The sequence below is a fragment of the Rhodococcus sp. As11 genome (assembly GCF_048957735.1).
GTDB lineage: Bacteria > Actinomycetota > Actinomycetes > Mycobacteriales > Mycobacteriaceae > Rhodococcus > Rhodococcus gordoniae.
This window is the reverse complement of the sequence record NZ_JARDJE010000009.1, coordinates 146,392-166,247: the sequence shown is the minus strand read 5'-3', so window position 1 is coordinate 166,247 and position 19,856 is coordinate 146,392. Positions and strand designations below refer to the sequence as shown.

Below are 19,856 nucleotides of genomic sequence, written 5' to 3'. Positions count from 1 at the left end.
GTGGACGCATGAGCAAGCTGATTCATGCCGACACCGACAACGTGTGGCTTCCGGCATTCGTGCGGCGCCACGACGAATCCGGCGATCTTGCGGGTGCTCTCCGTGTGGCCGGCGAGGGTGCTGTCGCGCTCGCGCAGGGTTCGAGTGCCGCCGGACTGTTCGCGGCCCGCAAGGGTCTGGACGTCGCGGGCGGATTGCTCACGGCAACACGACACGCCGCGGCCGCGCGGTGCGCCACGAAGTCGGCCGCGAGACGCGAGCGCAGGGGTAGGCGGACCGGTCTCGTCATCGCAGGCGTGGTGGCCGTCGCTGCAGCCGGAGGGGTCGTGCTCTACCGGCGACGCAGGCCGGCCCACCCTCCGATCGCTCCGGAACCGCCGCGCGTGCGGCCTGCGGAGTCGCCGGAGGCGACGACCGGCACGGTGGAGTCGCCGGGGACCACCGACGCGTCGGGCGACTGACCGCCGGGACCCGCCGAGACCTCGTCCGCCTGTCCGAATTCTCGTTCCGCCAAACGGATCTCGTAGTCGACGATGAGACGGGCCGCGAAGTAGAACACCGTCGGCAGAGCGAATAGGACGGGGACGAAGGCCAGGAACTCCATGGCCACCTCCGTTCCGATCCGTGGTGGGACCGGCGAGTAACGGGCGGGCGCGTCGTCGATGACGGTTCGAGCGTAGGCGTGTCCGGAAGACCCGGCACGTCCCGGACCCTGTCCCGGGCGGTGATCTCGTTCACACTCCCGTGGCTTCATGATCGACTTTCCGGAAGCTGTGATAAGCGACACATCCGGGTGCATACTCACCAGTAGGCACGCGACCCGGAGGCAGTCATGGCAGACAGCGCCGATGTCCGAACCCCACAGGTCACCGAGCGGCAGGCCCGAGAAGTGGCCGAGCAGGCCCGCGAAACCGAATGGAACAAGCCGTCCTTCGCGAAGGAACTGTTCCTCGGACGTCTCACCCTCGACCTCGTCCATCCCTTCCCACGTCCGACGCCCGACGAGGACGCCCGCACCGAGGAGTTCCTCACCCGGCTCCGCGCGGTGTGCCGCTCGATGGACGGCGCCCGCATCGAGCGCGACTCGCGGGTACCCGACGAGTACGTGCGCGACCTGGCCGGACTCGGCTGCTTCGGCATGAAGATCCCCGCGGAATACGGCGGCCTCGGCCTGTCGCAGGTCGCCTACAACCGGGCGCTCACCGTGGTCGCCGGGGTACATCCCACCATCGGTGCACTGTTGTCGGCGCATCAGTCGATCGGGGTGCCGGAACCGCTGAAACTCGCCGGCACCCCCGAACAGAAGCAACGCTTCCTGCCGCGATGCGCGCGCGGCGCCATCTCGGCCTTTCTGCTCACCGAGCCCGACGTCGGTTCCGACCCTGCCCGACTCGCGTCCACCGCCACCCCGATCGAGGACGGGAACGCCTACGAACTCGAGGGCGTCAAGCTGTGGACCACCAACGGGGTGGTCGCGGAACTGCTCGTCGTCATGGCACGCGTACCGAAGAGCGAGGGGCACCGCGGAGGGATTTCCGCATTCGTCGTCGAAGCGGACTCCCCCGGCATCACTGTCGAACGCCGCAACGCCTTCATGGGGTTGCGCGGTATCGAGAACGGCGTGACCCGGCTGCACGCGGTGCGTGTCCCGAAGGAGAACCTCATCGGGCGCGAAGGAGACGGTCTGAAGATCGCGCTGACGACGCTCAACGCCGGCCGGCTCGCCATTCCCGCGATGTGCGCGGGCGGCGGGAAGTGGGCGCTGAAGATCGCTCGTGAATGGTCGTCGGCGCGGGTCCAGTGGGGTAGACCCGTCGGTGAGCACGAGGCCGTCGCCGCGAAGATCTCGTTCATCGCCGCAACCACCTACGCGCTCGAGTCCGTCGTGGAACTGTCGGGACAGATGAACGACGAGCAGCGCAACGACATCCGCATCGAGGCCGCACTGGCGAAACTGTGGGCGAGCGAGATGGGCTGTGTCATCGCCGACGAACTCGTGCAGATCCGCGGGGGCCGCGGTTACGAGACCGCCGCGTCGCTCGCGGCGCGCGGTGAACGAGCCGTTCCCGCAGAACAACTCGTCCGCGACCTGCGGATCAACCGCATCTTCGAAGGGTCGAGTGAGATCATGCGTCTGCTCGTCGCCCGCGAGGCGGTCGACGCTCATCTGCGCGCCGCCGGCGAACTCGCCGACCCCGACTCGACGGGTAAGGCCAAGGCCCAGGCCGCGGTACGGGCGAGCGGGTTCTACGCCCGGTGGCTGCCGAAGCTGGTCGCCGGCAAGGGACAGCTACCGCGGACCTACAGCGAATTCGGTTCCCTCGCAGCACATCTTCGATACATCGAACGCAGCTCGCGCAAGCTGGCCCGCTCGACCTTCTACGGGATGGCCCGCTGGCAGGCCGGACTCGAGAAGCGGGAGAACTTCCTCGGACGGATCGTCGACATCGGAGCCGAGTTGTTCGCCGCGACCGCCGTGTGTGTACGCGCCGAACGGCAACGCGTCGACGGGCATCCCGGAGCCGACGCGGCCTTCGAGCTGGCCGATACCTTCTGCCGGCAGTCGCGGCTGCGGGTGGACAGATTGTTCGACGCCCTGTGGACGAACACCGATTCCGAGGACCGGCACACCGCGGTGGGCGTTCTCGAGGGCAGATACGAGTGGCTCGAGCGCGGTGTGCTCGATCCGAGCGAGGGCACCGGCCCGTGGATCGCCCGCTGGGAACCGGGTCCGTCGTCGGAGACGAACGTCGCGCGCCGGATCATCGACACCCGTCACTCGGTGTAGACCCCTCGTACGGATCCGGCCCGCACCCCGGGAGGGAGTACGGGCCGGATGGGTCGTGAATCGGCCGGAGCGTCAGAAGGTTCCGCAGTTGGACGGTGCGGGCTCACCACGCAGTCGCGCCTCGATGTACGCGACGGATTCGGGCAGCCCGGCGATCATCGGCACCGCGTGGTTGATGACGAAGCCGGGAAGGACGGGCGGCGTCGTGTTGGGCAGGAACTGCACCGTCGCGCCCTTGCCGCACCAGTCCAGCGCCAGCTCCCGGCCCTGACCGTAGGGAACGGTGTCGTCCTGCGTACCGTGCTGCAGCAGGACGGGCACGGCCGGGGTGCGCTTGCCGATGCGCTGTTCCTCGAGGATCTTCCGGACCTCGGGGAGGCGACCGAGCACGATGTCGAGGGGCTCGCCCGTACGCGTGTAGTCGCCGGTGCGCTGGAACGCGAAGTTCGCCACCGTCTCCGGGACGCACTGGTTCGCCACGGCCGCGAGCATCTGCCGGCCACGATCCCCGATCTCGGCGTCGATCTCGTCGCGCAGTTCCGGGTACGCCTCGCCCAGACCGTTGATCGTGTAACCGATCGCACCGGTGAGCAGCGTGCCGTCGATCTGCTTCAGTGTGGCCACGAGATCGGCAGGCGGAGCACCCACGTAGGCACCGGCGAGGTTCAGTTCGGGGGCGTACTCGGGAGCGAGCTCGGCCGCCGCGCCCGATGCGCCGCCCCCCTGCGAGTAGCCGAACAGGCCGACCGGGCTGTTCTCGGTCACCGAGGCGTTCTCGAGTTTCAGCGCCGCACGCACCGAGTCTAGGACCGCGTGCGCCTCTGCGGCCCGGTTGACGTAGGTGTGGTGCCCCGGCGTACCGAGACCGTCGTAGTCGGTGACGACCACGGCGATGCCCCGCAACAGCAACGCGTTGATCGACAGCACCTCGTACTCGGTGAAGAAGTCGAGCGGTGGGTTGTAGTTGACGAGCGCCCCGAGATTTCTCGACGGCGCACACTGGTCGCCCTGACCGTGGGTGCCGACGGCCAGCGCGACGAGCGGACGGTCGCCGGGACCGTTCCACGGGGTCGACGGCTCGATGTAGGTGCCGCTCACCGCGTTGGGTGCACCCTTCGCATCGTTGCTGCGATACAGGAGCGTGGTGCCCTGACCGGGGAAGACGCCGTCGGCGACCGGCACGCGCAGCGCCAGATCGGACGGTGCTGCGCGCAGGACGTCGCCGGGAGCGCCCGCCGGCGACAGGTCGGGGGGAAGGTAGAAATCCGTCTCGGCTCCCGCGGTCGTCGCGGTTCCGAGAAGCCCACCCGCGAGGACGATCGTCGTCACCGCCGCGGTCATCCATGTCCGAGCACGCCCCACCATGTGTTCCTCCCACTGGACACACCGGCACTGTGTGTCCCTCGTCACGGTGGTACGGACTGTAACACGCACCTACCCGCCAGTAGGGTCGGCACTTTCCGGCCGGTCTGCCACAATCGTTCTTCGCGCCCGAAGCGGTGTATTTGTCCGGCCTACCCGCAACGGGTCGGGTCCTCGGCAGCACGACGGGCGGACAGCCTCTCGAGGAAGGGAAGACATGGCGATCGGTGTCGGCCTCCGGATCGGGCGAGTCGTGTCCACGGCGGTCATCGCATCCAACGAACCCGGCACTCCCGACCCTGTCGTCCTCGCCCGCGACACCGTCCTGCACGTCGACCACGACGGCACCACGTCGCTCGGCAGCGTGGCGCACGGAGACGAAGCACGCACGATCGCGGGGTTCCTCACCCGGGTCGGCGACGCCTCGGGCATCACCGCGAGCGACGGTCGCATGTACCGCGCCGAGGACGCGATGGCCACCGCCATCCACTGCCTGTTGCGGGAGTGCCACCCGTTGCCGACCTTCGGCGGCATGGACCGGGACAGCGATCCCGGCTACGCCGCCACCTACCCGTCGCACTGGGATCCGGACACCATCGCGACCTTGCGTGCCGCCCTGGACTACGCGGATCTGCGGCACGTGGATCTCGTGTCCGACGCGCAGGCGGCCGCCGCCTGGTACGCCTCCGAGATCTCCGAGACCCCAGGCCAACTCGTGGGGGTCTTCCATCTCGACGACGGCGGTTCGACCGTCACCCTCGTACGCTCGGGCGTGCCCGCCGGCAAGGCCTACCGCACTCCCGCTCAGGGCGCTCCGTCCCCGGCGGCCCAACTCGCCACGGCCCTCGGATCGTTCGGCTGGATACCGGACAATCTCGAGGCCGTCGTCGTCATGGGCGACGGTCTCGTCGCACGCGATCGCACCCACATCCAGGAGATCGCGAACAGCCTCGCCACGAAGCTCACGGTGCGCAGCCTCGTCGGGCCGGGCCCGGAACAGACGGCGGCGCTCGGCGCCGCGATCCTCGCGGCCGGATTCACGCCGGCACGCGAGACCACCAAGACCCGGATCGGACTTCCACCCTCCTACGACGAAACCGACGTGCTCACCGGCGGTTTCGCTCGGCTCCGCGAACTCGAGGAGAGACGTCTCGGGGCCGAGAGCACCGCCGAGAACAGCGGAGCAGCGAGGAAGGAGGCCGCGCCCGTTCCGGTACTCACCACGGGCACCACGGACGAGAACACCGGCAACACGAGAACGGTCGTCATCGGGGTGGTCGCCGTTCTCGTGCTGATCGCGATCCTCGCCGGCATGCTGCTCTGACCGATCTCCTGTCTCCGATCGACCCTGCTCAGTCCGTCGGGGTGCGGTCGGGAGCCGGAACCGCAGCGAGCGCGGCGGCGTCCTCGTCCCCGAAACGATCCTCGAGCACGGCGGGAGCGAAATCGAGATCGATCTCCTCCAGCGGGCGTCCGCGCGCGGATTCTATTGCACCGAGCCGTCTCTGTGCCCGGTCGGCCGCATAGGAGATGAACTCGTCGTTGTCGAGACCGTAGGGCTGTTCGTCGAACTGCTCGTTCTGCCACTGGATCATGCCGGTCGCGAGGGGAAGCAACTCCTCCATCCGCTGCAACACGACGTTCCAGTTCGAGTCGTCCGCTGCCACATGCCGTCGGCAGGTGAAGGTCCCCCACGCCATGTGCCGGCGCTCGTCGGAGCCGATCCGCCGGATGATCTCCTGCATGCCCGGCAGGATCCCGTACTTGGTGCACACCTTCTGCCACGCGTAGTAGCCCGTCAGCGCGAGACTGCCCTCGATGACGTGGTTGTAGGTGACACTCGCGCGGACCTGATTGGCCGGGGACGGATCTCGATCGAGCACGCGCAGGCTGTGCGGCAGCTCCTCGTAGAACAGCCGCCGGTAGTAGGGATTCTCGGCAACGAACGGGTGCAGGTCGGACGTCAGTCCCACGGTGTCCATCCAGCGACGGAACACCTGCACGTGCTTGGCCTCCTCGTAGCAGAACTGGGTCAGGTACATCTCGTCACCCAACCGGCCCTCCGCTTCCATGGCGCGGAGGAACGGAAGGATGTCCTGCGTGACGGCCTCCTCGCCGGCGACGAACAACGCGACCAGATAGGTCGAACTGCGGCGTTGTTCCGAGTTGAGCGACGCCCAGTCCTCGGCGTCGTGGGAGAAATCGATGTCCATCGGATCCCAGTGCGCTGCGTTGCCCTTCGCGAAGAGCCGGAGCGGGAAGGCGTCCCAGTTCAGGCCGCCTTCCCGCAGCGACGCGAAACCCTGACGTATCTGTGTAATCTCGGTCACACCCTCGAGGCTAGACCTCGATTCCACATACGTCGCGGTCTTGTCTCAGACACCCAGCAAGGTGTCGCCGGGATACCCCTCCGGACCGAATCCCGGAGGGACGAGAAAGACCGCCGACCCGATCGGCGTGATCCACGGATTCAGCGCGTCGTGCTCGGCGAGGCGCTGCTGCACCGGGACGAACTGACGGTCCACATCCGCCTGATAGGCGGCGAACAACAGACCGGCGCCGTCCTGATCGTCGTAGTTGTAGCCGCGTCGCAGGAACTGCTCGTCGCCGGTGCGGGGACGTGCCCGCGCGACGTGCGATTCCGGTGGGATCACCGGGATACCGAACCGGTCGGTGGCCTCGAAATCGGCGTCGTCGTGTTCCTCCGAACCCGTCAGCGGAGCGCCGTTCGACAGTCGCCGGCCGAGCGCGAGTTCGCGAGCCGGACGGTCCAGCTCGTCCCATGTGTCGAGTTCCATGCGGATCCGGCGCAGCACGAGCGAGGTGCCACCGGCCATCCACGGCGGGTCGCCGGGATTCCACACCTGCCGGTCGAAGTCCGGGCTGCGCGGGACGGGATTGACGGTGCCGTCGACCTGTCCCATGAGGTTGCGCATCGTCGTCCCGTCGGGCCGCGTACCGGCCGCACGCCGGAATCCGCGCTGGATCCACCGGACCGTCGCCAGCGATCGCACGCTCCTGGTGAGTGTGCGCACCGCGTGGGAGACGGTCACCGGGTCGTCTGCGCAGACCTGCACCAGCAGGTCACCGCCGGACCATCGCTCCTCGAGCCGGTCGATCGGGAAGGCCGGCAGCGGCTTCAGCCACGCCGGTCGCCGGTCGGTCAGGCCCGCGGCGGCGAAGACCGCGGGACCGTAGCCGACCGTGATCGTCAGACGGGCCGGGTCGACGGCGAGTTCGGGCTCGGTGTCGCCCAGCGCCGGCGTCCCGGTGGTGAGTCGCCGCGAATCCTCGGCCCACACCCGCATGATCCCGACGAGCCCGTCACGATCGACACCGTCGGCGAGGTCCAGTGCCACGAACGACACGAACGACTGCGCGGGGGTGTCGATACCCGCCTGATGGGCGCCGTGGATCTCGACGGTCTGCGAGCCCCTCGGTTCGGGCGCACGGGACGCGACCGCTGTGCCACCGCCGACCGCACCGAGCCCGGCCGCACCCAGCGCGGCGACACCGCCACCGAGCAGGGTGCGTCGAGTGAACCTAGCCATCGTGGGCTGCCCCGTCGTGGGACGGCACGTACTCCTCCTGCGCCCCGGCGAAGTCGCGGACCTGGGCCGTGAACTCCTCGGTCGATCCGTCCGCGAACTCGAGTGTGAAGGTCACCGTGCTCCCGGGTCGCAGAGGCTCCACGAGGTCCATGAGCATGAGGTGGTCGCCGCCGGGCGCGAGGCTGTGCACGGTGTCCGCGGGGATGACGAGCCCGTCCCCCATCTCCTGCATCACCATCGAGGCGCCGCCGGACGACACCATCTCGTGCAGTTCCGTGGTGGCGGATGCAGGACTGGACGCGCCGACGATGTGCACGTCACTGCTGCCGGTGTTCTCGATCTCGGCGAAGGCGCCGGTCATCCCGGTGTCGGATGCCTTGACCCAGGCCTCGGACACGACGACGGCCTCGGCCGAGTCGGTGGTGCCGGTGTCGGAACCGCAGGCGGCGGCGAGCAGGGCCGTTGCGGCGATCGCAGTGCCGAACATGGTCTTCTTCATGATTCTCCGTAAGTGTCGGTGCCTCTGCGGGCACACGGAACGAGCGGTCGCCGGCGGCGGCGACCGAGAAGGTTGACCTAGCGGAGAACAACGGGAGGTGCGCGGCTGCCGGTTCCGCCGACGAGTAGTACGCCGGGACCGATATCGGGGCGGTGGATCGTCGGGACAGGTTCGGCGACGGCCACGGGCAGCGTGCGGTACGTCTCGGGAACGATCCGGCGCAGCGCTGCGAGTGCTGCTTCGCAGCCCTTCTCGGCGCCCCGTACCAGCACTGCGGCGAGGAGGACGGCAACCGCGTGGGCGGACATCATTCCGGATCCCGGTGTGTGCAGGTGACCGTCGTGGAGTCCCAGCACGAGGTGGCCGGCGACCTGCCCGAGGACGAGGACGAGCGGCACCGGAAGCCTGGTTTCGCCGGTGAGGACTCCGATGGCGAAGGCAAGCCCGAGGAGGAACACCAGGGCGTCCTGGTGGGGAATCGCTCCGCCGGCGAAGGCGTGCGCGGCGATGCTCAGTGCGGCCGAGATTCCGCTCACGAAGACCGCGCGCATGCGCATCACGGTGTTCACCTCGGCCATGAAGTCAGAATACTTCCCTCACCTGCGATTACTACCCCATGTAGTAACCATCACGAAATATAACGACAGCGCGTCGGTAAGATATCGACGTGCCGTCGAGAAGATTGGGCACATATCCGGTCCAGCCCACGAAGGACTCCGCATGTTTCTTGCCATGCGCGAACTATGGTTCGCGCGCACCCGCTTCCTGTTGATGGGCGCCGTCGTCGCGCTCATCTCGATCCTCATGGTGATCCTGTCCGGTCTGTCGTCCGGTCTCGTCGTCGACGGCGTCTCCGCACTGCAGCGCACACCGGTGCAGGCATTCGCCTTCGCCGAAGGAACCAAGGCCGACTCCGCATTCTCCCGATCCGTGGTCACGGAGGACCAGGCCGATGCCTGGCGTGCCCGCCCGGACGTCGCTCGGGCCGAACTGTTCGGCAACACCATCGTCAACGCGAAGACCGAGAGCGGGGTCCCCGTGGACCTCACACTCTTCGGCATCCGGCCGGGCTCGTTCCTCGAACCCTCGGTCGCCGAGGGGGCACCGCTCGGTGGTGACACCGATGTCGTCCTCAGCGACAGCGCCCGCGCCACCGGCGTCGAACTCGGCGACACGATCGTCGTCGATCGTCTCGGTACCCGGTTGGACGTCGTCGGGTTCACCTCCGACAAGCGCACCTTCGGTCACGTCGACGTCGCCTACCTTCCCCTGAGCACCTGGCAGGAGATCCACGCCGGTGTCCGGCTCGGTGAACAGGTCCCTCCGAGCGCGTACACCGAAGCCAGTGTGGTCGCGATCGAGGGTGTGGACGGAGCGCTACCCGATCTCACCGCGGGTGACGCAGCGGCCGGTACGACAGCGAAGATCCTGGAGGAATCGTTCGATTCCTCCCCCGGCTACAGCGCCGAGATGATGACGATGTCGATGATCACCGCCTTCCTCTACGCGATCTCAGCCCTCGTCGTAGGAGCGTTCTTCACGATCTGGACCGTGCAGCGCAGCCGTGAGATCGCCGTCCTCCGCGCCATGGGCGCCTCCACCGGATTCCTCCTGCGCGACGCCCTCCTGCAGGCCGTGATCGTGCTCGTCGGCTCGGTCGCCTTCGGTGTGCTCGTCGGTCTCGGACTCGGGTCGGGCCTCGAGGGCAGCGGCATGCCGTTCGTCCTCGAATCCGGCCCCGTCGCTCGAGGTGCCGTTCTGCTCGTCGTCCTCGGCCTGCTCGGCGCCGCCCTCGCCGTGGTCCGCATCGTCCGTGTCGATCCGCTCGCTGCCCTGGGAGAGAACAGATGACCGTCACCACCTCCACCGGCCTCGCACTGTCCGACGTCTGCCTGTCCTTCGGCGACGGCGACAGCACGGTCCACGCCCTCGATCACGTCGACCTGGGCGTCGAGCCGGGTGAACTGGTCGCCGTCGTCGGGCCGTCCGGTGCCGGCAAATCGAGTCTGCTGGCGGTCGCCGGTGGCCTCGGCCGACCCACTTCCGGCACCGTGAGTGTCGACGGTATCGAGGTGACCGCACTCGACCCGCGGGCGACCGCGAAGCTGCGCCGAGAGCGGGTCGGGTTCGTATTCCAGTCCGGCAATCTCCTCCCCGCCCTGACCGCACGCGATCAACTGCTCCTCGTCGAGAAGATCGCCGGACGCCCCGGACGGAACCCTGACGAGCTGCTCGCCTCGGTGGGTATGGAGCACCGCGCCCAGCGGCGACCCGGGCAGCTCTCGGGCGGTGAGCGTCAACGTGTCGGCATCGCGCGGGCCCTGATGGCCGAACCGTCGTTGTTGCTCGTCGACGAACCCACCGCCGCCCTCGATCGGAAACGCAGCCACGAGGTCGTCGAACTGCTGGCACGGGAAACCCACACCAGTGGAGTGGCTACGATCATGGTCACCCACGACCACGAAATCCTGCGGCACTGCGACCGCGTGCTCGAAATGGTCGACGGAAGACTTCGACCACACGACTGAACGGTCGACAGCCGAACGAGGAGGGCCGGCGGTGCCGAAGATTTCCGCAGCGACGGTCGCGGAGCACCGCGCAGCGCAGCGCCGTGCCCTCCTCGACGCGGCGCTCGAACTCCTCGCCGAGAAACCGGAACAGGCACCCTCGCTCGGCGACGTGGCGCGTCGTGCGGGTCTGGCCCGGTCGAGCGTCTACAACTACTTCGATTCGCGCGACGACCTGCTGCACGCGGTCGTCGTCGACATGTTCCCGCGCTGGAACACGCGCGTGGTCGAGGCGATGGAGAAGGTGTCCGATCCGACGGAGCGGGTGCTGACGTACATCGACGTCAATCTGCAGCTGGTCGCCGAAGGAGAGCACGCGATCGTCGGTGCTCTCGCCGCTTTCACCCCTCAGGCGTTCAGTGACGAGAGCATGCACGCCATGCATCAGGACCTCGTCCTCCCCCTCGTCGAGTCGCTGCGGGTCCTCGGAGTCGCGGATCCCGAACTCGATGCCGAGCTCGTCACCGCGCTCGTGCACAAGGGAACGGAATTGATCGAGGCCGGTCGCGGGCTCGACGACGTACGTGCCTCGATCCGAAGAATCCTCACCACCGCCCTGTCCTGATGTTTCACGTGAAACGGCGCACCGATTAGGGACTCTTCACGATCCTCTCGGGATCGGAAGTTCCCTCAACGGATCACCACCGTCGATGAACAGTCGCGCATCCGGGCACGTCGCCGCCGCGATGCGTGCCAGAGCTGCCCTACCGGCTTCGGGGTGCCGTCCGTCGAGGGCGCCGACCCTGATTGCGAAGACGAGGTCGAACGGCTCCTCGTCCACGCCCGGGACGAAGTCCTCGACGGCGACACAGCGCGCCCTCAACCGGCCCGCAGCGATCAGATCTCCGGACGACGAGGTCAGCCGGTCGATCGCCACCGGGGACCGGTCGAGAGCGAGAATGTGTCCGGTGGTCAACCGTTCGGCGACCGCACGCGCTGCGGCCCCGGGCCCACAGCCGATCTCCAGCACCCTCAGGTGAGGCTCCAGAGGCAGGGCCGCGACGATCTCGGCGAGTCGCGGAGAGAGGCGAGGCGTCACCCTTCGAGTGTGGGATGTAGGCACACCAGCCGGGGCAGCAACAGAGAAAGGGCGCTTCCGGAATCCCGGAAACGCCCTCTACCTGAATATTTTCTTGTGGAGCCTAGGAGATTCGAACTCCTGACATCTGCCTTGCAAAGGCAGCGCTCTACCAACTGAGCTAAGGCCCCGTCCGCCGCTTCAGCGACTGGGAACCGCGTGCCATTCGTCTTCGCTCCGAAGCATGCGAGCAATTCCGAGAACGATCAGGAACCCGGTTCCCACGAGTGCGAGAACCTTCATTCCGATCACCCTTCCGGCACGGGAGTGGGCCTAGGAGGACTTGAACCTCCGACCTCTTCGTTATCAGCGAAGCGCTCTAACCGCCTGAGCTATAGGCCCTCGAACCGAGATGGAACACTACCCCACCGAAGCCGCCAGAAACAAATCGCCTCGGCGGGGCAGCGTTCCCGCAGGTCAATCCGGGTCGGCGAGGGTCGCCTGAACCCCCCCGACGAGATCGGTGCAGAGGTTGTAGATGAACGCACCGAGAGTCGCGAGAGCCGTCAGCAACACCGTGTTGGCGATGCCGATGATCGTCGCGTAGCCGAACACCTGGCCGGCCGAAACGAGCGCACCACTACCGGAGTCGGAGACGATGTCGGTGAACGCACTGTTGAGGCGTTCCCACACCCCCATACCGGCCAGCACGCCGTAGAGCAGGCCCACCGCGATCATCCACACGAAGAACAGCGACACCGAGATCACCGACGAGATCTTCAGCATCGACCACGGGTCGATACGGCGGATCTGGACGGTGGCTCGCAGCGGTCCCGTGGCAGGAATCGCCGTGGGAACCGCAGTCGTGGCTGCAGCCGCGCTCACCTGAGGGGTCTCCCCCGTGCTCGGCGAACCGGACGACGGATGCTTCACGGCGGACAGATCAGGCAGATCCTTGGCGAGATCCTTGCGCTCGATGTGCCGGGTCGGACCGTCGATGACCGCGGACTTCGCCTTCGCCGCAGCGGCACGGTCCGCTTTCGCCGCAGCGACCCGGTCGGCCGCCGCCCGAGCGGCATCTCCGGAACCGGCGGGGCGAGCCCCTCCGGCGGCCTTGGGAGCGGCCGTACCCGTCACGACGGGACGCGTCGACGGATTCGCACCTCCGGGCGCAGCACCCTTACCCGCGGACGCAGCGGGACGCTGAGGCGATCCGCCCTGTTTGGAGAGACCGGGGCCGACACCGGGAACGTTCGTCTGCGGAGCGTTCTGCTGGGCACCCGACTGCGCCGAGGCCGTTCCCCGCTGCCAGGGAGGGGTCGGGCCACCGGAGCGAGGCGACTGACCTGGGCGCCCCTGACCGTCGGCCACGGAGGCACCACCGGACTTCGGCGCGCCCTCCTGGACCGGCTTCTCCGGGGTCGCCTTCGCCGGTGCCTCGGCGGCCTTCTGCGCGGGTGCCGTATCTGCCGGGGAATCGTCGCGACGCGGCTGCTCCGGCGCCCCCGCTGTCGGACCGGACGAGTCCTTCGCCGGTGCCCCGGCCGCCTGGGACGGCGGGTTCTCCGGCGCCGGTTTCTGCTCCGGTGCCGTGCCCTGCTGCCGACCCGATTTCTCGGGTGTCACCTCGTTCTCTGTACGGTCCTCCGGCTTCCGACCGGGTTGCCCGCGATCGGCCCCGTTCGGTCCCTGGGGAGTGCTCACTTACGACTCCTTAGCTCCGGCTGCGTCGGCTTCGTCCGGCTCGTCGGCGTTGCGTGCGATCGCGAGCAATGTATCGCCCTCGGCCAGATTCATGAGCCGCACGCCCTTGGTCTGACGGCCTGCCTTGCGCACCTGCTTCGCCGCAGTGCGGATGACACCGCCGCTCGAGGTGATGGCGTACAACTCGTCGTCGTCCTCGACGATGCGTGCGCCGACAAGGGTGCCACGTTTCCGGTCGTACTGGATCGTCAGGACGCCCTTACCACCGCGACCCTGCACCGGGTAGTCCTCCATCGCGGTGCGCTTCGCGTAACCACCGGACGTTGCGACCAGCAGATAGGTGCCTTCCTTGACGACATTGAGCGAGAGCAGCCTGTCGTCGCCGTTGAAACGCATGCCCTGCACACCGGAGGTCGCGCGGCCCATCGGACGCAGTGCCTCGTCGGTGGCCGAGAAGCGGATGGACTGGCCCTGCTCCGACACGAGCAGCAGGTCGTCGTCGGCGGAGCACAGTACGGCGCCCACCATCTCGTCGTCGCCGCGCAGATTGATCGCGACGATGCCGCCCGAGCGGTTGGAGTCGAAGTCCGACAGGCGCGACTTCTTCACCAGACCGTTGCGGGTCGCGAGCACCAGGTAGGGGGCGTCCTCATAGGTCTTGAGACGGATGACGCCCTGGATGCGCTCGTCGGGCTGGAAGGCCAGCAGGTTCGCGACGTGCTGGCCACGCGCAGTGCGGTTCGCCTCGGGCAGCTCGTACGCCTTCGCCCGGTAGACGCGGCCCTTCGTCGTGAAGAACAGCAGCCAGTCGTGCGTGGACGTCACGAAGAAGTGCTTGACGATGTCGTCCTGCTTGAGCTCGGCTCCCTTGACGCCCTTACCGCCACGCTTCTGCGAGCGGTACAGGTCGGTGCGCGTGCGCTTGGCGTAGCCGGTCTCGGTGATGGTGACGACGACGTCCTCGCGTGCGATGAGGTCCTCGTCGTTGACGTCGCCGTCGGCCGCGACCAGCCGGGTGCGACGATCGTCGCCGTACTTGTCGACGATCTCCTTCAGCTCGTCGCGGACGATCGCGCGCTGCCGCTCGGGCTTGTCGAGAATGTCCTTGTAGTCCTCGATCTCGCGCTCGATCTCGGCGAGGTCGTCGATGATCTTCTGCCGTTCGAGAGCGGCGAGGCGACGGAGCTGCATCGCAAGGATCGCGTCGGCCTGGATCTCGTCGACCGTGAGCAGGTCGATCAGGCCGGCACGCGCGATGTCGACGGTCTGCGACGCACGGATGAGCGCGATGACCTGGTCGAGCGCGTCGAGCGCCTTGACCAGGCCGCGCAGGATGTGGGCGCGTTCCTCGGCCTTGCGCAGCAGGTAGCGCGTGCGCCGGACGATGACTTCGACCTGGTGGTTGACGTACAACCGGATCATCTGGTCGAGGCGCAGCGTGCGCGGCACCCCGTCGACGATCGACAGCATGTTGCAGCCGAAGCTGGTCTGCAGCTGCGTGTGCTTGTACAGGTTGTTGAGGACGACCTTTGCGACGGCGTCGCGGCGCACCGTGACGACGATGCGCATTCCCACGCGGTCCGACGACTCGTCGTGGATGTCGGAGATGCCGGCGATCTTGCCGTCCCTGACCTGCTCGGCGATCGAGGTGATCAGGTTGTCCGGGTTGACCATGTACGGCAGCTCGGTGATCACGATGGTGTTGCGACCCTTGGCGTCCTCTTCGATCTCGACGACGCCGCGCATCTTCACCGAGCCGCGACCGGTCGTGTACGCATCGTGGATGCCCTGGGTGCCGGTGATGAGGCCGGCCGTCGGGAAGTCCGGTCCCTTGATCCGCTCCATCACAGCGGCGAGGGTGGTCTCCTCGTCGGCCTCGAAGTTCTCGAGCGCCCAGTAGATGGCCTCGGCGACTTCGCGAAGGTTGTGCGGAGGAATGTTGGTGGCCATACCCACCGCGATGCCACCCGAACCGTTGATCAACAGGTTGGGGATACGGCTGGGGAGAACCGTCGGTTCCTGCGTGCGGCCGTCGTAGTTGGGCTGGAAATCGACCGTCTCGTGGTCGATCTCGCGCAGCATCTCCATCGCGAGCGGCGTGAGCCGGCATTCGGTGTACCGCATGGCGGCCGCGCCGTCGTTGCCGCGGGAACCGAAGTTGCCCTGGCCGTCGACGAGCGGATAGCGCATCGACCACGGCTGGGCCAGACGCACCAGCGTGTCGTAGATCGACAAGTCGCCGTGCGGGTGATAGTTGCCCATGGTCTCGGCGACCGCGCGTGCCGACTTCACGTACCCGCGGTCGGGGCGGAAGCCGTTGTCGAACATCGCGTAGAGCACGCGACGATGCACCGGTTTGAGGCCGTCACGCACGTCGGGCAGAGCACGGCCGACGATCACGCTCATCGCGTAATCGATGTAGCTGCTCTGCATCTCCTGCTGGATGTCGACGGGCTCGATGCGGTCGTGCCCCGGCCCCTCGGGAGGCAACGTGGTGTCGGTCATGAGCTCCTTCTTCTACTCGGCTCGCACGCCCCGGCTCCGGCCTTCGGCCGGACGGACGTCTCGCAACCACACGAGTCTATAGGTGCAGGTCAGCTGGTGCCGCGAAGGACAGGCACTTCACATGCCGAGATCTGTCCGGAACGGGGCTCTCACATGTGGGATCCGGTCACGGGGTCGCGGTCGACCTGCCGTTCCACCTCTGCCGCCCACTGCTCGAGCCGGGCGTCGCGCACGGCGTCCTCCGGGTCGGAGGCGAGCAGCAGCGCGGTGATCGGCACGGCCAGGACGATGATGCCGAGAACGAACGCGGGGAAGAGCAGCGACAACACGGTCATGCCTTCCGGCGCGGGCAGGCTCGGGTCGAGGGTGACCCGCACCCCCGCCATACCGGTGTAGTGCAACGCCACGACCGCGCACCCCATGACGACCGCGGCGACGATGCGGATCTCGAGCCGCCGCGCCCGGCGCGCGAGTGCGAGGGCAACCGTGGAGGCGACGACACCGATGATCACCGACGCGATCACGTAGCCCGTCTCGTGTTCGATCGTGCCCCGGATGCGGATGGCGAACATGCCGCTGTAGTGCATCATGCTCACCGCGGCGCCCATCAGCAGACCGCCGACGAGCAGACGCACCGATTCCGCCACCTGGCGCTTGCTGACGGCGTGCACGTCGGCGATCCTCAACCCCACGAGAGTCGCGACGACGGCGAGAACGACCGAGAAGACGGTCGGTGCCAGCTCGTACCGGATGGCTGTGCCCGGCACGGAGAAACCCATCATGCCGATGAAGTGCATGAGCCAGATACCCACGCCACCGATGGACAGCGACGCCATGAGGAGCCACCAGTTGCCGCTGCGCCGGGGCTCGTCGAGCGACCGTCGAACGCAGGACAACCCGACGAACGACCCTATTACCGCAGTGGCATAGGACAGGAAGAATACCCACATCCCCATGGAGAAGTGGTGTACGTCGTGTGACACGTGGGCCCTCACAGTGGCACGCTGTCACCACCGCGCTCGGAGGGCGCGCGCCACGACCTACCCGATGCGAGCTGCACCCCGACTGTCCAGCAGCGTAAGAGACCTTATCGCACTGTGGGCGTTCACATCACATCACCGTTCCACACGTCGTTCGTCGGGACCGGACATAACATCGGAGCGGTCCTCGCCCAGCCAGCTCGCCATTTCTCGTTCCTGCTCGAGGTCCTGGGTGCTCGCCGACGCCATCAGAGCGACGACCGGGACAGCGAGCAGCGCGACGCCGATGATGAATCCGGGGAACAGCAGAGTCATGATGGTCATCCCCTCCGGGTTCGGAGCGGACGGATCGACGGTCACCGCGATCCCGGCCATTCCCGTGTAGTGCAACGCCACGACAGCGCATCCCATGACCGCAGCGGCCGGGACCCGTACGGCGGGCCGTTCCGCGACCCGCGACAACCACAGCGCCACGACCGACGCGACGACACCGATGGCCACGGACGCTGCGATGTACAACCGTCCCTGCTCGAGTTCGCCCTGGACCCGCACCGCGGCCATGCCGCTGTAGTGCATGCCGGCGACGGCGAACCCCATGATCACTCCGCCGATGAGAATCCGCACGTCGGACGGCATCGCGCGGAGCCACTGCACGTCGGTGTCGACGATCCGTAAGCCGAACAGGGTGGCTGCGACGGCGAGCGCGACCGACAGCAGCGTCAGTCCGAGGTCGTAGCGGATGGTGGAACCGGGTACGTCGAATCCCATCATCCCGATGAAGTGCATCAACCAGATCCCGACGCCCCCGATGGACAGGGCTGCCATGAGCGTCCATCGGGTTCGGGCGACCGATGTCCATGCGTTCGCGGCTTTGCGCGCGCAGGACAGACCGGCATAACATCCGACCGCGGAAGTGATGTAGGCGAGGGCGAAAACCCATACACCCATGGAAAAATGGTGAACCTCGTGCGACATGTTGCCCCCAGGAGAGCGGCACGCACGACGCATCGGTTCGTGTCGTGCCGAGTAGACCGACAGCGCCCCCCGACGCTATCCAGCAGCGTACTCCCCTTTTCCGGTTTCAACCAGATGTGCTGGGTGACAATATATTCGGAAAATCTTCAGAAGGTCCGTCCGTCGACCGACTCCACCGGTCCTTCCGCAGCCCACCGCTCGGACTCCGCTTCCAGTTCCGCCGCAACCCGATCCGGCGCCTGAAGCACCAACACGATGGGTACGGCCAGCAACAACAGACCACCGACGAAGAGCGGGAAGAGAATCGAGAAGACCTCGATCCCACCCGAGACCACCACCGCGGGATCGATCTTCACACGCACCGACGCGGCGGCGAGAAAGTGCACGGCGATCACGGCAGCACCGGCCAGCGCGCTACTGAGCAGACGTTTGGGCCACGTGTCCGCGGTCTTCACCTGCGCCAGGAAACCCACGGCGGTCACGACCGCCAGCACCACCGCCGCGACGACCCAGACGGGATCGAACGTCAGTGAACCCCGGATCCGCACCGCGGCGAGGACTGTGAACGGCACGGCTGCCAGGCCGGCGCCCAGCACCAGAGCCCCCATGACCGTGCGGCCGAGGGTGGCAGGGCTGTCGCCGGAAATCGCGACGAGCAGAGCCACGTACACCGACACCATCGCGACGAGTATCGAGAACACGATGGTGACGGTGTCGTACCGCACCACGCTGTCGTCGACGTTGAAGCCCGCCATGGGCAGGAAGACGGCGAGCCAGACACCCACACCGCCGCTCACCAGCGCCGCGAGAATCATCCAGTACGAACGCAATCGATCACTGGAGGTGGTTCGTACACGCCGAGCACCGGTGCCCCCGACGAACACCCCGATCGCCGAGGTCAGATAAGCGAGGACCGTAACCCACGACCCCATCGTGAAGAGTTCGAGGCCCTCCCCCATTACTGGGTCACCGGCTGGTGCAACTTGCGCAGGGCATATTCGGTGACGGTGACCAGCGCCTGCTTCGCCGATTCCCGTGCTCGGGCGTCGATGGAGACGATCGGCACATCAGCCGAGATCGCCATCGCCTGCCGGATGTCCTCGAGCGGGTACCGGGGAGCATCGTCGAATTCGTTGATGGCGACGATGAACGGGAGATTGCGCGCCTCGAAGAAGTCGACGGCGGCGAAGCTCTCGTCCAGGCGACGCGTATCGATCAGCACGATGGCACCGATGGCGCCGCGGATGAGGTCGTCCCACATGAACCAGAAGCGATGCTGTCCGGGGGTGCCGAACAGGTAGAGGACGAGGTCGTCGGCCAGACTGATACGACCGAAGTCCATGGCGACCGTAGTAGTGGCCTTCTGCGGTGTCGCAGAGAGGTTGTCGACGCCGTCGCTGGCGTTCGTCACGAGCGCCTCGGTGCGAAGCGGCACGATTTCCGACACCGCCCCGACCAGAGTCGTCTTACCGACGCCGAAGCCTCCGGCAATGACGATCTTGGTCGAGGTCACGCGCTTCGTGGCGTTAGAGTTCGCGAAGTCCACTGAGGACCCTTTCAATCAGCTCACGACGCTCCGCGTCGCTCGAATCGTCTTTCAGCGTGGCCAGGATCTGTACGTGTCCGGCTTCGACGAGATCGGCGACGAGCACGCGTGCCACGCCGATCGGCAACCCCACGCGCGCGGCGATCTCCGCGACGGAGGGTGATTCCTTGCACAGCTCCAGGATCGTGGCGTTGATGTTGTCCAGATCCCGAGACCGATCGTCGGTCCCCGGAATGGCCTGGATGAGCGCCTCCAACGCCAATTCGACCGCAGGACTCGTACGTCCCGAAGTCAGGGAGTAGGGCCGGACCAGACTGGGCTGATCCGGCACCGACTCCGGCTTCCGCGATTCCATGGCCAC

The 19,856-nt window shown here is 67.2% G+C and carries 19 protein-coding genes and 2 tRNA genes; 6 read left to right on the top strand and 15 right to left on the bottom strand.

The features are described 5' to 3' along the window. Positions 1 to 8 precede the first annotated feature (8 nt). Together PV766_RS14340 and PV766_RS14335 are read left to right on the top strand one after the other, a co-directional pair. Positions 9 to 461, top strand: coding sequence for a hypothetical protein (locus tag PV766_RS14340; RefSeq protein WP_084421790.1), 453 nt, complete (start codon positions 9 to 11; stop codon positions 459 to 461). Positions 462 to 832: 371 nt separating this feature from the next. Further along, positions 833 to 2,788, top strand: a complete 1,956-nt coding sequence (locus PV766_RS14335; RefSeq protein WP_421097254.1) for an acyl-CoA dehydrogenase family protein — start codon at positions 833 to 835, stop codon at positions 2,786 to 2,788. Between the two features lie 72 nt (positions 2,789 to 2,860). On the opposite strand, the gene PV766_RS14330 is transcribed toward PV766_RS14335, so the two are convergent. Beyond that, entirely contained in the window at positions 2,861 to 4,153 is a 1,293-nt protein-coding gene (locus tag PV766_RS14330; protein ID WP_084421788.1) for a lipase family protein, read from the bottom strand. A gap of 214 nt (positions 4,154 to 4,367) precedes the next feature. On the opposite strand from PV766_RS14330, the gene PV766_RS14325 reads away from it, so the two are divergent. Then, positions 4,368 to 5,474, top strand: a complete 1,107-nt coding sequence (locus PV766_RS14325; RefSeq protein WP_129975049.1) for a hypothetical protein — start codon at positions 4,368 to 4,370, stop codon at positions 5,472 to 5,474. Positions 5,475 to 5,502: 28 nt separating this feature from the next. Here the strand turns inward: PV766_RS14325 and PV766_RS14320 are convergent, their stop codons facing one another. From PV766_RS14320 to PV766_RS14305, 4 genes are all read right to left on the bottom strand, one after another. Beyond that, positions 5,503 to 6,480 (bottom strand): R2-like ligand-binding oxidase, encoded by a 978-nt coding sequence (locus PV766_RS14320; protein WP_064064261.1) that lies wholly within the window; start codon positions 6,478 to 6,480, stop codon positions 5,503 to 5,505. A gap of 45 nt (positions 6,481 to 6,525) precedes the next feature. Further along, positions 6,526 to 7,701, bottom strand: coding sequence for a Dyp-type peroxidase (locus PV766_RS14315; protein ID WP_255161938.1), 1,176 nt, complete (start codon positions 7,699 to 7,701; stop codon positions 6,526 to 6,528). Next, positions 7,694 to 8,200: a copper chaperone PCu(A)C gene (locus PV766_RS14310; protein ID WP_024102556.1), complete on the bottom strand. Its 507-nt coding sequence runs from the start codon at positions 8,198 to 8,200 to the stop codon at positions 7,694 to 7,696. The genes PV766_RS14315 and PV766_RS14310 overlap by 8 nt, the downstream gene beginning before the upstream one ends. Positions 8,201 to 8,277: 77 nt before the next feature. Next, a complete protein-coding gene (locus PV766_RS14305; protein WP_064064258.1) occupies positions 8,278 to 8,778 on the bottom strand; it encodes a hypothetical protein in 501 nt (166 codons plus the stop codon). Between the two features lie 142 nt (positions 8,779 to 8,920). Here PV766_RS14305 and PV766_RS14300 point away from each other — a divergent pair, with 142 nt between their 5' ends. The 3 genes from PV766_RS14300 to PV766_RS14290 are packed head-to-tail and all read left to right on the top strand — an operon-like array spanning position 8,921 to position 11,332. Then, positions 8,921 to 10,051, top strand: a complete 1,131-nt coding sequence (locus tag PV766_RS14300) for an FtsX-like permease family protein (protein ID WP_064064257.1) — start codon at positions 8,921 to 8,923, stop codon at positions 10,049 to 10,051. Beyond that, positions 10,048 to 10,728 carry an ABC transporter ATP-binding protein gene (locus PV766_RS14295; RefSeq protein WP_006550926.1) on the top strand — a complete coding sequence of 227 codons (681 nt, stop codon included), beginning with the start codon at positions 10,048 to 10,050 and terminating at the stop codon, positions 10,726 to 10,728. The genes PV766_RS14300 and PV766_RS14295 overlap by 4 nt, the downstream gene beginning before the upstream one ends. A 31-nt stretch (positions 10,729 to 10,759) precedes the next feature. Then, a complete protein-coding gene (locus PV766_RS14290; RefSeq protein WP_129975053.1) occupies positions 10,760 to 11,332 on the top strand; it encodes a TetR/AcrR family transcriptional regulator in 573 nt (190 codons plus the stop codon). 36 nt (positions 11,333 to 11,368) lie between these two features. Here the strand turns inward: PV766_RS14290 and PV766_RS14285 are convergent, their stop codons facing one another. From PV766_RS14285 to PV766_RS14240, 10 genes are all read right to left on the bottom strand, one after another. Next, positions 11,369 to 11,806 carry a class I SAM-dependent methyltransferase gene (locus PV766_RS14285; RefSeq protein ID WP_129975055.1) on the bottom strand — a complete coding sequence of 146 codons (438 nt, stop codon included), beginning with the start codon at positions 11,804 to 11,806 and terminating at the stop codon, positions 11,369 to 11,371. A gap of 97 nt (positions 11,807 to 11,903) precedes the next feature. Then, positions 11,904 to 11,976, bottom strand: a tRNA-Ala gene (locus PV766_RS14280). 137 nt (positions 11,977 to 12,113) lie between these two features. Further along, positions 12,114 to 12,187, bottom strand: a tRNA-Ile gene (locus tag PV766_RS14275). 75 nt (positions 12,188 to 12,262) lie between these two features. Next, positions 12,263 to 13,489, bottom strand: coding sequence for a DUF3566 domain-containing protein (locus PV766_RS14270; RefSeq protein ID WP_255161937.1), 1,227 nt, complete (start codon positions 13,487 to 13,489; stop codon positions 12,263 to 12,265). Next, positions 13,490 to 15,994, bottom strand: a complete 2,505-nt coding sequence (gyrA, locus tag PV766_RS14265; protein WP_421097253.1) for a DNA gyrase subunit A — start codon at positions 15,992 to 15,994, stop codon at positions 13,490 to 13,492. It lies immediately after the preceding gene. A gap of 149 nt (positions 15,995 to 16,143) precedes the next feature. Continuing rightward, entirely contained in the window at positions 16,144 to 16,977 is an 834-nt protein-coding gene (locus PV766_RS14260) for an MHYT domain-containing protein (RefSeq protein WP_242496592.1), read from the bottom strand. 132 nt (positions 16,978 to 17,109) lie between these two features. After that, the gene (locus PV766_RS14255; RefSeq protein ID WP_129975059.1) at positions 17,110 to 17,949 is read right to left on the bottom strand and encodes an MHYT domain-containing protein; all 840 of its coding nucleotides are present in this window, start codon (positions 17,947 to 17,949) and stop codon (positions 17,110 to 17,112) included. Positions 17,950 to 18,095: 146 nt separating this feature from the next. Beyond that, positions 18,096 to 18,908: an MHYT domain-containing protein gene (locus tag PV766_RS14250; protein WP_064064251.1), complete on the bottom strand. Its 813-nt coding sequence runs from the start codon at positions 18,906 to 18,908 to the stop codon at positions 18,096 to 18,098. Further along, entirely contained in the window at positions 18,908 to 19,462 is a 555-nt protein-coding gene (locus tag PV766_RS14245; protein ID WP_016691076.1) for a GTP-binding protein, read from the bottom strand. Before PV766_RS14245 ends, PV766_RS14250 begins: the two co-directional genes overlap by 1 nt. 13 nt (positions 19,463 to 19,475) lie before the next feature. Continuing rightward, complete coding sequence (locus PV766_RS14240; protein ID WP_016931519.1) at positions 19,476 to 19,850, bottom strand: DUF742 domain-containing protein; 375 nt, start codon at positions 19,848 to 19,850, stop codon at positions 19,476 to 19,478. Between the last annotated feature and the right edge of the window lie 6 nt (positions 19,851 to 19,856).